Source organism: Staphylococcus sp. KUGN1 (assembly GCF_045984185.1).
Lineage (GTDB): Bacteria > Bacillota > Bacilli > Staphylococcales > Staphylococcaceae > Staphylococcus > Staphylococcus warneri_A.
Map to the genome: position 1 here is coordinate 125,938 of NZ_JBJQIL010000003.1, position 16,649 is coordinate 142,586.

At 30.8% G+C, this 16,649-nt stretch carries 16 protein-coding genes; 12 read left to right on the forward strand and 4 right to left on the reverse strand.

The features are described 5' to 3' along the window. The first annotated feature begins 4 nt into the window (after positions 1–4). The 7 genes from ACJQQZ_RS09085 (at position 5) to ACJQQZ_RS09115 (ending at position 6,331) form a co-directional block, all read left to right on the forward strand. Positions 5–532, forward strand: coding sequence for a DUF3267 domain-containing protein (locus ACJQQZ_RS09085; RefSeq protein ID WP_408023123.1), 528 nt, complete (start codon positions 5–7; stop codon positions 530–532). Positions 533–557: 25 nt separating this feature from the next. Next, entirely contained in the window at positions 558–737 is a 180-nt protein-coding gene (locus ACJQQZ_RS09090; RefSeq protein WP_124228197.1) for a hypothetical protein, read from the forward strand. A 4-nt stretch (positions 738–741) separates the two neighbouring features. Further along, positions 742–1,263, forward strand: a complete 522-nt coding sequence (locus ACJQQZ_RS09095) for a MepB family protein (protein WP_124228198.1) — start codon at positions 742–744, stop codon at positions 1,261–1,263. Between the two features lie 202 nt (positions 1,264–1,465). Then, positions 1,466–2,575 carry an NAD(P)/FAD-dependent oxidoreductase gene (locus tag ACJQQZ_RS09100; protein ID WP_124228266.1) on the forward strand — a complete coding sequence of 370 codons (1,110 nt, stop codon included), beginning with the start codon at positions 1,466–1,468 and terminating at the stop codon, positions 2,573–2,575. Next, positions 2,569–3,909, forward strand: a complete 1,341-nt coding sequence (locus ACJQQZ_RS09105; protein ID WP_145506178.1) for a nucleoside recognition domain-containing protein — start codon at positions 2,569–2,571, stop codon at positions 3,907–3,909. Before ACJQQZ_RS09100 ends, ACJQQZ_RS09105 begins: the two co-directional genes overlap by 7 nt. A gap of 14 nt (positions 3,910–3,923) precedes the next feature. Then, positions 3,924–4,853 carry a CobW family GTP-binding protein gene (locus ACJQQZ_RS09110; protein WP_124228200.1) on the forward strand — a complete coding sequence of 310 codons (930 nt, stop codon included), beginning with the start codon at positions 3,924–3,926 and terminating at the stop codon, positions 4,851–4,853. Positions 4,854–5,146: 293 nt separating this feature from the next. After that, entirely contained in the window at positions 5,147–6,331 is a 1,185-nt protein-coding gene (locus tag ACJQQZ_RS09115; RefSeq protein WP_124228201.1) for an acetyl-CoA C-acetyltransferase, read from the forward strand. Between the two features lie 1,121 nt (positions 6,332–7,452). On the opposite strand, the gene ACJQQZ_RS09120 is transcribed toward ACJQQZ_RS09115, so the two are convergent. Further along, the gene (locus ACJQQZ_RS09120; protein WP_124228202.1) at positions 7,453–8,169 is read right to left on the reverse strand and encodes a nuclease-related domain-containing protein; all 717 of its coding nucleotides are present in this window, start codon (positions 8,167–8,169) and stop codon (positions 7,453–7,455) included. A gap of 107 nt (positions 8,170–8,276) precedes the next feature. Between ACJQQZ_RS09120 and ACJQQZ_RS09125 the strand changes: the two genes are divergently transcribed. From ACJQQZ_RS09125 to ACJQQZ_RS09135, 3 genes are read left to right on the forward strand one after another with little or no spacing between them, the layout of a single operon-like run. After that, positions 8,277–9,836, forward strand: a complete 1,560-nt coding sequence (locus tag ACJQQZ_RS09125) for a UvrD-helicase domain-containing protein (RefSeq protein ID WP_242238606.1) — start codon at positions 8,277–8,279, stop codon at positions 9,834–9,836. 6 nt (positions 9,837–9,842) lie between these two features. After that, positions 9,843–10,547, forward strand: a complete 705-nt coding sequence (locus ACJQQZ_RS09130) for a DarT ssDNA thymidine ADP-ribosyltransferase family protein (RefSeq protein WP_145506172.1) — start codon at positions 9,843–9,845, stop codon at positions 10,545–10,547. Then, a complete protein-coding gene (locus ACJQQZ_RS09135; protein ID WP_124228205.1) occupies positions 10,537–11,196 on the forward strand; it encodes a DarT1-associated NADAR antitoxin family protein in 660 nt (219 codons plus the stop codon). Before ACJQQZ_RS09130 ends, ACJQQZ_RS09135 begins: the two co-directional genes overlap by 11 nt. Positions 11,197–11,597: 401 nt before the next feature. Here the strand turns inward: ACJQQZ_RS09135 and ACJQQZ_RS09140 are convergent, their stop codons facing one another. Continuing rightward, entirely contained in the window at positions 11,598–12,965 is a 1,368-nt protein-coding gene (locus tag ACJQQZ_RS09140; RefSeq protein ID WP_124228206.1) for an MFS transporter, read from the reverse strand. Positions 12,966–13,076: 111 nt separating this feature from the next. On the opposite strand from ACJQQZ_RS09140, the gene ACJQQZ_RS09145 reads away from it, so the two are divergent. Continuing rightward, positions 13,077–13,751 carry an ArsR/SmtB family transcription factor gene (locus ACJQQZ_RS09145; RefSeq protein WP_145506168.1) on the forward strand — a complete coding sequence of 225 codons (675 nt, stop codon included), beginning with the start codon at positions 13,077–13,079 and terminating at the stop codon, positions 13,749–13,751. Positions 13,752–13,893: 142 nt separating this feature from the next. Here ACJQQZ_RS09145 and ACJQQZ_RS09150 read toward each other — a convergent pair whose 3' ends face one another. Continuing rightward, positions 13,894–14,598, reverse strand: a complete 705-nt coding sequence (locus tag ACJQQZ_RS09150; RefSeq protein WP_408023124.1) for a CHAP domain-containing protein — start codon at positions 14,596–14,598, stop codon at positions 13,894–13,896. An 835-nt stretch (positions 14,599–15,433) separates the two neighbouring features. On the opposite strand from ACJQQZ_RS09150, the gene ACJQQZ_RS09155 reads away from it, so the two are divergent. Further along, positions 15,434–15,640: a DUF6440 family protein gene (locus tag ACJQQZ_RS09155; RefSeq protein ID WP_124228209.1), complete on the forward strand. Its 207-nt coding sequence runs from the start codon at positions 15,434–15,436 to the stop codon at positions 15,638–15,640. A 251-nt stretch (positions 15,641–15,891) separates the two neighbouring features. Here the strand turns inward: ACJQQZ_RS09155 and ACJQQZ_RS09160 are convergent, their stop codons facing one another. Continuing rightward, positions 15,892–16,635 carry a cyclase family protein gene (locus ACJQQZ_RS09160; RefSeq protein ID WP_049425374.1) on the reverse strand — a complete coding sequence of 248 codons (744 nt, stop codon included), beginning with the start codon at positions 16,633–16,635 and terminating at the stop codon, positions 15,892–15,894. Between the last annotated feature and the right edge of the window lie 14 nt (positions 16,636–16,649).

The following is a 16,649-nucleotide window of genomic DNA, read 5'->3' on the forward strand; positions in this document are numbered from 1 at the left end:
TTTCATGCAACGCATTGATATTTTAGATAATCCTAAATTAATGAAACAGTTCTCTCAATACATGATTTTATTGTTTATTGTTTTTGGTATTATTTTTTGGATTATAGAGAGAAGTACTAATACTGTATATATATTTCAATCATTTATAGGTAATATTTTACTTTTTCTTATTTTATATTTCTTAATTTTTACAATTCATGAATGCATTCACGGTATTTTTTTCAAAATATTTTCACCTAGACACAAAGTACATTTTGGATACTCTAGTGGTATGATTTATTGTGCTATACCTGGTGGACAATTTACACCTTTGACTTTTCTAATTAGTGCTATTGCACCATTTATAATTATAACAGTGATATTAATTATTACGCTTTATTTAGGTATATTACCAAAGTTTTTCTTTTTTATTTTGGCGACATTACATGCTGGTAGTTGTGTTGGAGACTTTTATTGGGTTCTTAAAATGATTCAAACTCCAAAAAACTCAGAAATTGAAACTACTGACAAGGGCATTATTATTTATGAATAATTATTAGAACAAAGGGGTTTTAAAAATGGAGAATAAAGGATTTATGATTTCTAATCTACTAAATATATTGTTCATGTTTGTTATTGCCTTAGGTGTGATTGATAATCATTTAATTTTAGCTATTGCATTTGCTATTTTGGCAATGATCAATGCAGCGTATTTAATTTATAAGAGCAATGAAATAATTAAACAGAATGAAGGTTGATCACATGGTAAAAAATCTTAAATCATATCAATCAATAGAGTTATTAAATGAATTAGAACAAGTTTATCAGACTGCCATTTTAGATACAGTTGAACGAGAATTGTGGAATCATGAATATGAGGCACTGGAATTTAAATTATTTGGGTATAATTTCAAGAGTCGTTTAGCTAAAAAGACACCAAAGAAAAAGGGTTATTTCGTCACTTTGTGGGAAAAAGATATCAATGAGCAAAATACCCCATTACATTTTGATCAAATGAGTGACTATTTAATGATTTATGTAAACGATCAAGCACAAAAAGGCATATTTATTTTCGATAAAAAAACACTGTTAAATCATGGTATTTTAACTGATAATCATCACCAAGGTAAAATGGCTTTTCGTGTTTATCCAGATTGGGAAACAGATTTAAATGTAACTGCTTTAAAAACGCAACAATGGCAACACAAATATTTTATCAATTTAAGTCATAGTGACAGGGAGAATCAATTATCTCAAATTAATACGATGATTCATGTGAATTAAATAACAAAAAAACATCTACAAATAATATCACCCAATACTAAATTTACTTTATTAGTGGATTTAGTATTGGGTTATTTATGTTCATTAATGATAAAAGAATTGAGAGATATATTGAATTTTTAATAAGATAGGTCTATAATTTATAAATCGTAATTGTTTCGATTTAAATCTGAAAATAAATATCTCAAGGAAGTGTTTAATGATGCAACAACATCGAAAGTTAGTCATTATTGGCGCAGGTGCTGCGGGTATCGGCATGGCTATCACATTGAAAGATTTTGGTATAGATGATTGTTTAATATTAGAAAAAGAAGAGATAGGTTCATCATTTAAACAATGGCCTAAGTCAACTCGTACCATTACGCCATCGTTTACATCTAATGGATTTGGTATGCCAGATATGAACGCTATTTCTAAAGAGACGTCACCTGCGTTCACTTTTAACCAGGAACATGTATCTGGGGAAACGTATGCGAAATATTTAGAAGTTGTGGCTTATCACTATGGTATCAGTATTCAAACTAACACTGCTGTAACGCAAGTCTCTATGGAAGAGGGTCTATATCTCATCAAGACAACTCAAGGTGATTACACGGCAGATTATATTTTTGTAGCTACTGGTGATTTTCAATTTCCAAACAAACCATTTAAGTATGGTATTCATTATAGTGAAGTGACTGACTTTAATGAATTCGATAAGGGAGACTATGTTGTGATTGGTGGTAATGAAAGTGGTTTTGATGCTGCGATTCAATTAGCTAAAAATCAGTCGACGATTTCATTGTATACACGTACGACCGGTCTAAATGATGAAGACGCTGATCCAAGTGTAAGGTTATCACCTTATACACACCAACGCTTAAGCCAAGTAATCCAACAAGGTGCGTTGATAGAAATGAATGTGCATTATAGTGTTTCAGAAATTAATTATCAAGACGGTAGGTACTATATTTATTTTGAAAATGGTCATGAAGTACAAACCGTGAATGAACCTATTCTTGCTACCGGATTTGATGTAACGCAAAACCCTATCGTTCAAGAATTATTCGAAACGACAAAGCAAGATGTGAAATTAACACTTCAAGATGAGTCGACACGCTATCCTAATATTTTCTTAATAGGTGCTACAGTTGAAAATGATCATGCCAAGTTATGTTATATCTATAAATTCAGAGCGCGATTTGCTGTATTAGCACATGAGATTGCACAGAGGGAAGGCTTACCGGTCAATCATCAAGTCATAGAATCATACCAAAAGAATCAAATGTACTTAGATGACTATACTTGTTGTGATGTGGCGTGTTCATGTTAGAAGTGAAATATGATTTGAAGCGTGGGTATCATGATGCGATTCTCGAAGATACTCATCTCTTAACCATGCAACATATATCAAGATTGACATCTGCTGAAAAAGCTTTATTAAAATCAACGATTATCAAGAACAAATTGGATATATCTTTATTGGAGAGTGTAGTGTCTACTTCTCAACATAGTCACTATGTTATACAACACCTTGAGCAATTTCAGAAACAGCGACAACATCAAACACCGAATATCTTACAAATGATACTTGGCTGGTTGATGATATTACTCATGTTCGCATTGCCTATTGGTGTTGCATATCACTTTTCAGATTGGCTACAAAGTCATTATGTCGAACATTGCATTACCTTTTTAGCTTCATTAGAATATTTCCAAAATGGTATCATGCAACATATTTTCTTCGGAGATTATGGTGTGTTATCGCTAGGGACATATTCATTTGTATGGGCATTACCTGTAGTGGTGTTAATCAGTTTGTCTTCAGCTATCGTTGAACAAAGCTATTTAAAGGAGTGGATCACTTGGGCAATTGAACCCACGATGATACGCATTGGATTAAATGGAGAAGATATCATTCCTTTATTAGAAGGATTTGGATGTAATGCTGCGGCTATTACACAAGCAGGTCATCAATGTCATGCTTGTACCAAAACACAGTGCATGAGTTTGATTAGTTTTGGAAGTTCATGCAGTTACCAAATAGGAGCGACGTTATCTATATTTAGCGTAGCAGGTCATTCGTGGCTATTTATACCTTATTTAATATTAGTATTGGTGGGTGGCATTATCCATAATCGATTATGGATGAGGACAAACCATCACCCATTTGCAATTCAAATTGTTAATAGGTCCACCATACACTTGCCTTCTATGCGACAATTGAGTCAACAAATTTGGGGTAATATTTGCATGTTTGTCATTCAAGCTATGCCAATCTTTATCACAATCTGTTTCATTGTTAGTATCATTTCCTTAACGCCCGTTCTATCGCTCATTTCACATGTATTCATGCCAATATTGATGTATTTAGGTATTCCCAATGAATTATCTCCAGGTATCTTATTTTCCATGATTAGAAAAGATGGCATGTTGTTATTTAATATGCATCAAGGTGCTTACATTCAACAATTGTCTGTCATACAACTATTGTTATTAGTCTTTTTTAGTTCCACATTTACAGCGTGTTCTGTCACGATGACCATGGTATTTAAACAACTTGGATTGAATGAAAGTTTTAAAATGATAGCAAAACAAATGGTGACATCACTTAGTATGGTTATCATTATTGCAACCATTGCTAAGCTTATAGCAATTATGAATTAAAAGGAGTGGCTAAGATGGATATTGTGATCATAGGAGGGTTTTTAGGTGGTGGTAAAACCACATTATTGAATCATCTCGTGTCTGAAGCGGTGGCACAAGGGTTACAACCAGCGGTAATTATGAATGAGTTTGGTAAGCAAAGTGTGGATGGTCAATTAATTGATCAAAAGATTCCTTTAAATGAGCTTACTGAAGGCTGTATTTGTTGTGCAATGAAAGCAGATGTTTCAGATCAATTGCATCAACTATATTTAGATTATCAACCTGATATTGTATTTATTGAATGCAGTGGGATCGCAGAACCACTGGCAGTTGTAGATGCATGTTTAACACCCATCTTAGCACCATTTACTAGTATTAAACATATGTTGGGCATTGTAGATGCACAAATGTATCAATCGTTAAAATCTTATCCAAAAGATATCCAAGGTTTGTTTTATGAACAATTGAGTCATTGTTCTCACTTATTTGTGAATAAAATTGATTTAACACATGTGGATGTTACTAGCCAATTATTAAAAGAATTAGAAATTATCAATCCAGAAGCAGATATTCAAGTAGGTATGTACGGTCGAATCACTTTGCCTAAGTATACAAAAACTACCGATAACAATGTACAAATGACAAAGACTAAAATAGACCATCAATCACTTCATAAAGGTATTCATCATCAATACATCGATGTACCAGTCAAATGTACCAAACTACTGTTTATAGATTATTTAGACGCCTTACCGTCAAATATTTATCGTATGAAAGGATTTATTCAATTCATAGACCAACCGCATACTTATTTAGTTCAATATATGCAAGGCCAGTTTGAATTAACGCCAGTAGCATTTAAGAAAGAAGTCCCGCAATATTTGGTGTTAATTGGTAAAAACATACAATATGACGATTATCGTCAATTATGTAATAGTAACGATATGGAAATAGGTTATTAAAGTATAAATAAATCCCCATATAGACATGAAGATAACTTAGTTGTTATCTTTATGCGTTATATGGTTTTTTTAGTTATGACTGTTTCTCGTTAGGGTCTTTGTGGTAAATTTGAATAGAATTTTGGTAAAATATGAATAATGAGTGAACTAGCGTGTTAATAACTATTTTTCATTACCAGACATTATAATGTATTGATCAACAAGGCATTTTTGTGATGAAAAAAGTTGCTTTATTCATTAATGAAATTGACATAGTATATCTTTATATAATTTAAAAGGAGATGAGCTAACTTATGTCTCGTATCGTATTAGCTGAAGCATATCGTACACCAATTGGCGTGTTTGGAGGTGCTTTTAAAGATATCCCTGCCTATGATTTAGGTGCTACTTTAATTAAACACATTTTAAAAACAACTCAAATTGATCCAAATGAAATTAATGAAGTGATATTAGGTAACGTTTTACAAGCAGGTCAAGGACAAAACCCAGCTCGCATAGCATCAATTAAGGGCGGTTTACCTGAATCTGTTCCAGCGTTTACAGTAAATAAAGTCTGTGGATCAGGATTAAAATCTATTCAATTAGCGTATCAATCCATTTTAGCGGGTGACAATGACGTCGTATTAGCAGGTGGCATGGAAAGTATGTCACAATCACCGATGCTTATGAAGAATGCACGTTTCGGATTTAAAATGGGTAACCAAGCGTTAGTTGATAGTATGGTAGCAGATGGATTAACAGATGTATTTAATGATTATCATATGGGTATTACGGCTGAAAACTTAGTCGAAAAATATAGTATTAGCCGTGAAGCACAAGATGAATTTGCTGCTCAATCACAACAAAAAGCAGAGGCCGCTCAAAATAGTGGTGCTTTTGATGCGGAAATCGTTCCAGTCGAGGTACCACAACGTAAAGGAGAGCCTATTGTCGTATCAGAAGACGAAGGTATTAGAAAAGGCACAACTGCTGATAAATTGAGTCACTTAAGACCCGCCTTTAAAAAGAATGGCTCAGTAACAGCTGGTAATGCATCAGGTATTAATGATGGCGCATCAATGATGTTAGTAATGACTGAAGAAAAGGCAAAAGAATTAAATATCAAACCTATCGCTATTTTAGACGGCTTTGGCACTAGCGGTGTGGATCCATCTATTATGGGTATTGGTCCAGTAGACGCAGTGAAAAAAGCACTACAACGTACAAATCAATCTATTGAAGATATCGATGTTTTCGAACTTAATGAAGCATTTGCATCACAGGCTTTAGCAGTAAATCAAGAATTACAATTACCTGTTGAAAAGGTCAATACTAAGGGTGGTGCTATTGCTTTAGGTCATCCAATAGGTGCCTCAGGTGCACGTATATTAGTGACACTGTTACATCAATTAAACGAAGAAAAGCAATCTGGTATCGCTTCATTATGCATTGGTGGCGGACAAGGTATTGCGACAGCAGTATCTTATTATAAAGGTTAAGGTAAATTTCTAAAGTAACGGTTAGGGCATGATTAGCCTTAACCGTTTTTTATGAATTAGAAATAAATGAGTAAAATTATTAATAATTAAACTAAATCTATAGACTGTGTGAGCTTATTTAAGAAGAATATCGATTCAGAAATTGGACAAACATGATTCAGTAAGTTATACTTTTACAATATTGTTTGAAAATTTCAATTTCAGAAAACTAAATTTAAATCCGAATTTATTTTAAGAATAAAATGAATTTGTATATACATTTTATAATTTTGATGTTATACTCACCATAGTTTGTTTGGTAAAAAATCTTGTTTTTTTAGCCTATGTATACCTGTTCAGTATACATAGGTTTTTTTATGGAATGAATTTACAATTTAAGTACCATTACAAAAAATAAGTCCTAAAATCACTAATTTAGTAAATAAGCTTTGCGAAAACAATATCTTACTGGAGATGATGATTATGAACTAATATAAACATATAACTATAGAAGAGTGTGAAAGAATATTATTTCTTAATGATAAAGTTTTCACTTATCTAATAGTTATAATATGATTTATCACGCTATTCATTTAAGATGATTAACCCGTTTAAGTAAGTCATGGTAATCGTAGGTGTATCAGATTGCTTAGACATAGAGACAAGGTTAGGCATATTAAAAATCATCTAGAAATAGTGGGAAATTAGAATAAGATATTCAATACACGAACGACCTCAAGTAATTATGAAAGAGATACAACTCGGGTGATTGAGAAGCTCTTTCTGTCATTGGAAGAATTGGTAAATCTTGTCTCATTAGATTAGTAAATCGGAAAAATGTTTTTTACTTTGTGGCATGACCTAAAAGAAACCTGGCTTTGTTAAGCAGAAAACTGTAGATTTACTTGTAAATTACCCAATGGTAAACGAGTATCTATAACAAGAGACAGATGCAAATATTTGTCTGAACATTCAGAAAAATATACTTAGAGCTAGATTTTTAAGTTTATAAGTCGAATACTCGTAAACAACTTAATTGGAAGACATCGGTTGAGTTCTTAGAAGATAAGATATTACACTTAATTTGAAAGGACATAAAAAGCGGTCCTTCAAATTAAGTGTTTTCTTAAAATCCAAAATAATTATTTTATATGATTTTCGATGATCTTGCAGTAATTATTAAAGATTGTTTCATTCATATTTTTCTTGTTTTTTGGAGAATTTATTTTACTTTTTATAAAATCTAGTAACATTTCTTTATTGTAGACACATCCAACATATTTATCTTCATTACCAATATATACATTATAATCACCTTGATAGTTGAAATAAACTATTGGATTAATGAATGGTAAATTAAGTGTTTTTTGAAGAAATGTTGCGCTAGTCATTGTCTGGATATAAGGATGACCATATGTATTAAAATGAAGAACATCATCATCGCTATCTAAAATAAATGTTTTATAGGACTTATTTTCAGCATCGTATATATACTTTTCCAGTCCTGACATATTATATTTCTTCAAGTCATCTCCGCTAAAGTTATAATAAATATCGCCTTTCCAATATTTACTTTCTACCATAAATATACCTTTATTAGTAATAGCCAAATGATCTATTTGACGATTTTTGTTACATTTTAAATCATAAATAACTAAATCATCATATAAACTATACATAGAAATAATTGAATCGTTTTTTAATGTGGTCATTATCTCTTTTAACTGTTGAGAGGTTATTTGTTCACCTCTATTAGTAGGGGCATTTATTCTCTTCTTTAATTGATTATTTTCTTTCTTTAGATTTTCATTTTCTGATCTTAATTTATTAATTAAATTTATATTAGATGAATTTTCCATGTTATCCCACCTTAATAATTCATAGTTATTAAATAAATGTTATACTCATAATATATTATATCATTTTATTTTATAATTATTAATTTGAAACAAGGGAGATGTGGTTTATGACATTACCTAACTTAATAGGACTTCAAACTCAAGTTCTATATATGTCTGATAATCAAAGTCTTTTTATCAAAGGTAGTGCAGGAAGCGGTAAATCTTTATTAGCGTTATATAGAGTTTATTGGCTTGCGAAAGTTCATCCAAATGAAAATACATTACTATTAACGTTTAATAAAGCTGTAAACGTAGATATGCAAAATAAGTTAAAACAAATTGCTTTTAGTAGAAATGAAGAAGTTCCAAGTAATTTATTAGTTTATACATACCATCAATTTATGAGAAAGGTTCTTAAAAAATTATGGAATCACTTTGGTAGCAGTCTTGAGGGTTTATCTAAGTATATTAAAGATGATAATGGTACTACAAAAGTACGACTTTATAATTCTTCGAAATTAAAAACAGAAATTATTGAAAAGGCACTTGAAGAAACTAGGAAAAAGTACCCAGAAGAAGTAACTTTACAAAGACCGGTTACTGTTTTTTTTGATGAAATATCTTGGATACAACGTATGGCTATTAAAGATGAAGAAGAGTACTATGAAGCAGATAGAATTGGTAGACAAGGAACTAGAATAGAAAGGGCTAAAAGGCATTATTTTTATGAGGTTTATAAACTATATATAGAAAAAAGAGAATCAGATGAATATTTAGCTTTTTGTGACTTTGATGATATAGGTACCATTATAAGAAATCTACTCGATAACTGCACAGATAATCAATTCATCGAAAATGTTCTAAAGTTAAACCATATTGTTATTGATGAATTTCAAGATTTTTCCTCTGATATGTTAATGACCATGAATAAATTGTTGAAGGAAAAAGGCACGTTAATGCTATTAGGCGATATTAAACAAGGAGTATTTGGAAAAAGAATTTCATTTAAGTCTCTAGGAATAGAATTAAATAAATATAAAAATTTTGAATTAGAATTTAATTATAGAAATACTAAAGAAATTAGTGATTTAGCTGAAATAATAGTAAACTCTGAGTATTTTGATAAAACAAATGAACTGTATTCTAAAACGATTAAAGGTGCAAGAAAGGGCCGAGTGCCTAAAATTTATAAATATAAAGATGAAAATGCTGAACTAGCTGCAATAGTTAGATATATTAAAGATTATTTAAATAAGCATTATGAATCAGTTAGTGTTGGTATTATTGTTCCAACATCAAAATTCAATAATACAAAAACATATTTAGAGAGTCGTCAAATTAAAGTAAATAATTTTAATGAAATATCAAATGATAAACAGAAAAATAAAGTGTATTTTGGCACTTATAAGCAAGTTAAAGGACTAGAGTTTGATGTTGTATTAATGCCGTTTATGAATAGAGAGAATTTTTTAAGTCAAGCGAGATCTTATAATGAAGAGTTAGATATTGATGATGATATCGGTTTAGAAGATATAGACGCAGATATTTTGGAAATAGAATTAGCTCAGTTATATGTAGGTGTCACTAGAGCTAGAAACGAATTGTTTATAACTACAACTGGTGAACTGACTCCGTTATTACCATCGGAAACATTTAAACAATATATTTTTGAAGGGAGTAACTAATTGAATATGTATCAAAGTATTATATCTAACCGTCATATTACTAGACTTTGTCACTTTACTAAAACTAAAAATTTGCCGTTTATTTTAGGGAACGGAGAAGATAGCAATAATGGAATAGTGGCTAATCAATATATAACTGATTTATCTTTTCTTGAAAAAATAGACCAGAATAGATTTGATAATCATGAGGATTTTATATGTACATCCGTTCAATATCCGAATTGTCTATATTTTTCAACAGCAATTTCTAAAAACGAAGAAAATATATTTAATGAATGGGTAATTCTCGAAATAGATCCGAGCATAATTAATGATAATAGTAAGTTTTGTCCTGTTAATGCTGCTACAAAAAATGGTAGTTTAATAAATTCAGGTGTTAATTCTTTTGAGGGGCTATTTGATTCAGTGGTGTCAGGCAAAAAAGAAATCAAACGTAATATATTTTATCCAGATAATACACCAACTAATATACAAGCTGAAGTGTTAATTTACAAAATGATAGATAAAGCTGATATCAAAGGACTGATTTTTCCAAGTAAAAATATAGCCCAAAAAGAATGTTTAAGATTAGAATTATGCAATATCGACTTAAATGAATTAACTATTAAAGTATCTCAAGACCTATTTGATAAAAAACGTATGCTAGATTTATTAAATAATGGCGAAACGCCTAAGGAAAGGATTTTAAATAAAGAAGATTATGGCTTATAGATATGTATATATTGTTGATCAAGAAACTAAAAAGAATAAAAAAATTAAAGTTGAATTTACGTGGCATTCAGGATTTTCGAAAGAACAAAAACAAAAAAATATGATATCTTTACATCAAACTTTTTTAGAGCGATTTTCTAACTATAAAATATTAGAAGTATCTACAAAATCAAAAGTTGATGTTGGTGTAAAAGCAAGTGCATTTAATTTAACTATTGAAACAAAGAAAGGAAATACATTTTCAGTAGAAGAACTATTTCAGACAAGCAAAGTATATAAAAAAAATGGTGATCAATCCCATTTGCTTAAAGATAATGTTGATATTCGTGAAATCAAACGTAAATTGAGAGAGATAAATGAAAATGATGAGATGATTAGATATTCATGTTTTAATCAAAATTTTCCTTTAGAACCTAGGACACTTTTTTACAATTGGCTATACATTAATGTATTAAATCGAAATGAGCAACTTGCTAAAGAAGTATTAAAATTTGACGCTTTTACTGATATAGAATTTAATCCGAAACGTTCATATAATTGCCAAGCTGAAGCTTGCTCTATATACGTATCCTTAGTTCGAAGAGATTTACTTGAAAAGGCATTGAATAGCGTAGAGAACTTTAAAGAAATTGTGTATGCAGATGTATAACATTTAGTTTAATGAATAAAAAGTTATGGAGATTTTTCTGGATAGTGAATTAGAAGATGGGAGTGGGACAGAAATAAAATTTATTTCGTTGTCCCACCCTGGCAAGGTTGACTAGAATTAAAAAGTTTATAATTAACCAAATTAGTTGTATCGAAACTGTTATGGCAAACTGATCAATCAATAACCACATCAATGCTTTAGTTTGTTTTAATGTTTCACTAATTAATTCATTAAATATAGAATATACAACTAAATTTAGTATTGATAATAGCCAGAATAAGATTACAATTCATCAAAATATCCACGATATATTCATCTAATTTTTTCCTTTTATCTTTACAATAACATTTATATTATATTTAAATGAGACACGTAATTTTCAAATATATAATTAATATACTTCATTTATTTTTTAATATTCTCAATAAAAAGGGGATTAGTGCTAAAAAAAGTGATAATGATGCAAATAACCAAGCATGACTTGTCCCACTTATGAGTTTGTCTGAATTTGAAGAATTACTAATAAATAGCGAAGTAACTGCTGTATAAAAAGCAATACCTATATTTTGAACCATTCTTTGCGTAGCTCCAACTGTACCTTGAATGTCTTGTGACACAGTTTTCATGATTGCTGATGTATTAGATGGTAAGAAAAAACCTCCACCTATACCATATAGTAATAACAATAGACTTATTGTTATAGGGTTTAACATATATTGTAATAATCCTAAGTTGGTATATGAAACAATCATAATAAGTAACCCTATAGTCATTAAGATAATATTGCCAATACGATAAATTAATTTACCAGTTACTTTTGAAATAATTACTAATCCTAAAGGAGATGTCAAATTCACTAAGCCTATTTGCCAAGATGAAAGATGATTAACTTTCTCTAAAACATAGGGAGGAATGATAAACCCTAAAGATGTTGTACCTCCAAAAACAAATATTGCAAATATAGGAGCTGAAAATGATAAGTTTTTAAATAAATGTAAATTGATAATAGGATGATTCGTTTTTAGCTCCCATACAATAAATAAACAAAAAACAATCATAAATAATAAGAAATTCCCATATACTGATATATTAAAAATAGAGTGGGAAGACCAAGACGTTAAACTTATTAATAAACAAAATATAGATATAAATAGTAAAAAGTTCCCTCGCATATCTAAATGAATAGATGCACTTTTTTGCTCTTTAATATATTTTTTTAAAAGCAAAGATCCTATTAATCCTATAAAAATAAAGGGAATATTGATCCAAAATATCCATCGCCAATTACCTATAGATATTAAAAGACCTCCGATACTTGGTCCTAAAACAGGACCTATACCTAATAGAATACTTAGAGTCCCTAATGCTGGTCCTTGTCTATCTTCAGGAATAGTTGTAGTAATAATTGCTGTAGCAGTTCCTTGTAGCATAGCAGCGCCAATACCTTGTAAACCACGAAACACGATTAATTGCATAATACTATTTGAAAATCCGCAGAGAATAGAAGCGATTAAAAAAGTAGTTAATCCCAAACTATATATATTTAAGCGACTGTATTTATCACTTAATCTCCCAAATATTATAATTGTACCTGTTAACAATAAAGTGTACAGTGTAACGCTCCAAGTAATAAAAGAAGGAGTGACATTAAAAGATTTTGATAAAGTCGGTAATGCGACATTGATAATTCCACTATCAAGAGTAGATAAAAACATTCCTATTCCTGCTGTAAAAACAACTAAATGATCGAAATACTTAGAAGAATACATCTGTCATACCTCCTTATTTAACTAATTTAATCATACCGATATAATATTTCGTTGAACACCGAAATATTATATCGGTATGATTGAGTTGTACTAATAGAAAGGGTGTATTATATGTATGAAAATTTTGCTGATAATATTCTCCTTATTGGACATAAGACACGTTTAACTATGCTAATTGAATTATCAAGTGGTAAAGCACTTCCAGCTGGAGAATTAGCTAAATTGGCGGGTGTAAAACCTCAAACAGCCAGTGAACATCTTTCAAAATTAGTAGAAGCTAATTTAATTTCAGTTAATACGTGGGGACGACATCGGTATTATAAAATTGATAATGATAAAGTAGTGGATGCTATCAATGCTTTAGCTGTGATATCTCCACCTATGAATAGCAAGTCGTTAAAAGAAACAACAAAAAAAGAGAAGTTATCTTATTGTCGTACTTGTTATGGTCATATTGCTGGGAAAGTAGGAGTTGAATTTACTGATTCATTGCTACGTAATGATTATCTTGAGGAGTGTGAAGGTTATTATAAATTAACTGAAAACGGAAAGGTATGGTTAGGACAATTAGGTCTTGAAACAGAAAGGAATTTATATACTAAGCCTATTCCAAAACATTTAGATTGGACTGAAAGAAAATATCATATAGCAGGACCTATTTCTTTGAAAATAACTAAAAAGTTAATTGAATTGTCTTGGTTACAAGTAACGGAAGTAAATAGATGTCTTAAAGTAACGAGAAAAGGGGAAGAATCTTTTAAAACACAATTAAATATGATTACTTAATAAAAGTTACTAATTAGATCCCTATAAAAATGCCCTTACTGTTTCGTAAAGTAAGGGCATTTTGTGTATTAATTAATGTTAATTATTTCTTCTTTTTAACAGTTTTATAATAGGTGCTGTTTCCATATATCTAATCTCTCAATTATGATAAATGAATATAGTTATAAGATTTAGCTTGGCTTGCAGAAATGTTACGAGTGTCTGTTACAAATGGTCCTCCCGAATAGTTCATTTCTGAAACGGTTACTGAACCATCACTACTGACGCTTTCTACATAAGCAACATGGCCATAATTACCCGCTGATGATTGTAAAATAGCACCTTTTTCAGGTGTGTGATTTACAGTATAGCCATCTGCTTGTGCTGCACTTGCCCAATTGTTTGCATTGCCCCAAGTAGTACTGATTTTGCCTCCGACTCTATCGTAAACGTACCATGTACATTGTCCAGCAGTGTATAAGTTGCCAGATGTAGATGATGTGGTTTGTTTTGATGTTGATGTAGTTGTAGATGAACTACTTGATGATGAACTGCTATTTGATGAAGTGGAATGTGTTGTGTTGCTATTATGATTGAATGATTGCTGTTTGAATTGTGGTTGCTTGTACCCGCTAGGTTGATGGTAAGATTGTGGATGCCATTGCCCATTTATTTGATTATAATTTTGGTTGTCTTGATGGCTAAATTGTCCATTAAATCCTCTAGGGTTTTGTTGGTGAAATTGCCATTGTTGTTGAGGTGCTTGATGATGATTATATTCTGCAGCATCTGCATGATTGTCATTTATCCCAAATAATGACACGCCAATACCAGCAGTTAGAGTTGAAATTGTAGCGATTTTTTTCATAATAAAATGTCCTCCCAAAAGTTGTATGTCTACCATAGATTAAAGTAGCGAAAGGCAGCATACATTACCGTTTTTACTTAAAAATTTCGTTGCGAACAACGATAAGCTACACTCTAACAGAACAATTGATAATGATGGTCAATGTTACGATTTCGTAATTGAAATTCAATTCACCTGAACAACACCGTAATAATAGAGTTGGCAATATTACTTAGTGTAATAAAACGTGAAGTAGTGATGTTTGCTATGTTAATTTTTTGTTTTGTAATTATTGAATTAGCTTGAACGTTACAAATGATTGTAATAAATGTAGGAGGATGATGTATTATAAAACTACGATAATGAGCCGATATTCTGATTTGAAAAGTAAAAAAGCACTCATCAAAGAGTGCCGTTTGATTTAAAAGAATGTGAGTAGTATGAAGATGATGAAAAAAATGCTAGTGAAAGTAACTTCTTTCCAATTTTTCTCAATGGTATATGCCCCCACGGAGAGTAATAGACCAATAAGGATAAAAATATTATCTACTGATTTTAAGTGGGATCCTCCATAAATACTATCTAATATAATACGAAGAATAAAAATGAGCACGCCAATTATGATTAGCGCTATACTAACCAATTTTAAGTAACGGGATATTTTTGTACTATTTGTCTTTTTGTCATTTATATTGTTAGAACTCATATGCGCCACCCCCATATAATAAATTTACCACTCTATTATTATTAATATTCACAATAAAAGAAATTGAAAATGATGATTGAATAATAAGATGTTTCAGATAATAGTTAAGTGAAATAAATAATTAGAGAATGATTAAGGAGGGCTTTGTACATGTTTAATAATAAGAAATCAGATGATCGCTTTGATGTAGAAAAGGTCTCAAAAGACTCTAATATGCGTTGTTATGTATTGACTGATAAAGAAACAGGCATTCAATATCTTGCTACTTGGGTGAGTACAGGTGGTGGTATTACACCATTATTAGATGAAAATGGAAATGTAACTAAAGTAGATACTACTTCATTGAAAAATGATTAATTTTTTATAGGAGGTATTACTTTGTTACTTATGGTTATAAGCGGCTTCGTAACCATTTTTATTCTATTTAGTATAAGTAAATTTTTTAAAGAAAATGAGAAATAAAAACTGCAACGGCAAGCTTGTAATTCAAAACAAGTTGCTGCCGTTGCAGTTATTTATATATTAGAATACTTTTGTCTATATTAAGATGAATGAGTCATGTCGAATTTATTTTAATATCAACACTATGCATATGTCCTTTTAATAAATTAAGGTTTAATTGCAAATGCTCGAACTGGGAAACCAGGTGCATCTTTAGGCTTAGGACTTATTGCATAGATAACCGCACCTCGGGTAGGTAGTTGATCTAGGTTTGTTAACAGTTCGACTTGGAATGTATCTTGGCCTAAGACATAACGTTCACCAACGATATCACCATTCTTTGCAATGTCTACAGATGCATCGGTATCAAATGTTTCATGACCGATAGATTTGATATGACGTTCTTCAATTAAAAACTTTAATGCATCTAATCCCCAACCAGGTAGGTGTTGTTGACCTTCAACGTCTTTGTTTTCAAATGATTCAATGTCCGGCCAACGTTTTGACCAATCTGTACGTAAAGCTACAAATGTGCCAGGTTCGATCGTTCCATTTTTTGATTCCCATTGTTCTAGGTGCTCACGTGTAACAATAAAGTCTGAGTTTTGAGCAACTTCTTGTGAAAAGTCTAAAACAATCAGTGGTAGCACCAATTCCTTTAAATCTAATTCTTCAAGGTATCTCTGATTTTCAACGAAATGAATAGGGGCATCGATATGCGTACCATATTGTGTGACGATATTCCATCGTTGAACATAAAAACCATGTTCTTGAACTGTGAATAACGTAGATACTTCACCTTTTTCAAAATCACTGAATCTTGGAATATCAGGGTCGAAAGTATGTGTTAAATCGACCCATTTAGATTCTTTTAACTGATTTAATTGATCCCATAAAGGATAGTTTGACATAAGCATCATCCTCA

Coding starts and splice junctions, on each gene's coding strand:
- ACJQQZ_RS09160 (WP_049425374.1), bottom strand. CDS start 16,635: ATGTCAAACTATCCTTTATGGGATCAATTAAATCAGTTAAAAGAATCT.
- ACJQQZ_RS09120 (WP_124228202.1), bottom strand. CDS start 8,169: ATGGAAAATTCATCTAATATAAATTTAATTAATAAATTAAGATCAGAA.
- ACJQQZ_RS09140 (WP_124228206.1), bottom strand. CDS start 12,965: ATGTATTCTTCTAAGTATTTCGATCATTTAGTTGTTTTTACAGCAGGA.
- ACJQQZ_RS09115 (WP_124228201.1), top strand. CDS start 5,147: ATGTCTCGTATCGTATTAGCTGAAGCATATCGTACACCAATTGGCGTG.
- ACJQQZ_RS09105 (WP_145506178.1), top strand. CDS start 2,569: ATGTTAGAAGTGAAATATGATTTGAAGCGTGGGTATCATGATGCGATT.
- ACJQQZ_RS09085 (WP_408023123.1), top strand. CDS start 5: ATGCAACGCATTGATATTTTAGATAATCCTAAATTAATGAAACAGTTC.
- ACJQQZ_RS09145 (WP_145506168.1), top strand. CDS start 13,077: ATGTATGAAAATTTTGCTGATAATATTCTCCTTATTGGACATAAGACA.
- ACJQQZ_RS09130 (WP_145506172.1), top strand. CDS start 9,843: ATGTATCAAAGTATTATATCTAACCGTCATATTACTAGACTTTGTCAC.
- ACJQQZ_RS09110 (WP_124228200.1), top strand. CDS start 3,924: ATGGATATTGTGATCATAGGAGGGTTTTTAGGTGGTGGTAAAACCACA.
- ACJQQZ_RS09135 (WP_124228205.1), top strand. CDS start 10,537: ATGGCTTATAGATATGTATATATTGTTGATCAAGAAACTAAAAAGAAT.
- ACJQQZ_RS09100 (WP_124228266.1), top strand. CDS start 1,466: ATGCAACAACATCGAAAGTTAGTCATTATTGGCGCAGGTGCTGCGGGT.
- ACJQQZ_RS09155 (WP_124228209.1), top strand. CDS start 15,434: ATGTTTAATAATAAGAAATCAGATGATCGCTTTGATGTAGAAAAGGTC.
- ACJQQZ_RS09150 (WP_408023124.1), bottom strand. CDS start 14,598: ATGAAAAAAATCGCTACAATTTCAACTCTAACTGCTGGTATTGGCGTG.
- ACJQQZ_RS09125 (WP_242238606.1), top strand. CDS start 8,277: ATGACATTACCTAACTTAATAGGACTTCAAACTCAAGTTCTATATATG.
- ACJQQZ_RS09090 (WP_124228197.1), top strand. CDS start 558: ATGGAGAATAAAGGATTTATGATTTCTAATCTACTAAATATATTGTTC.
- ACJQQZ_RS09095 (WP_124228198.1), top strand. CDS start 742: ATGGTAAAAAATCTTAAATCATATCAATCAATAGAGTTATTAAATGAA.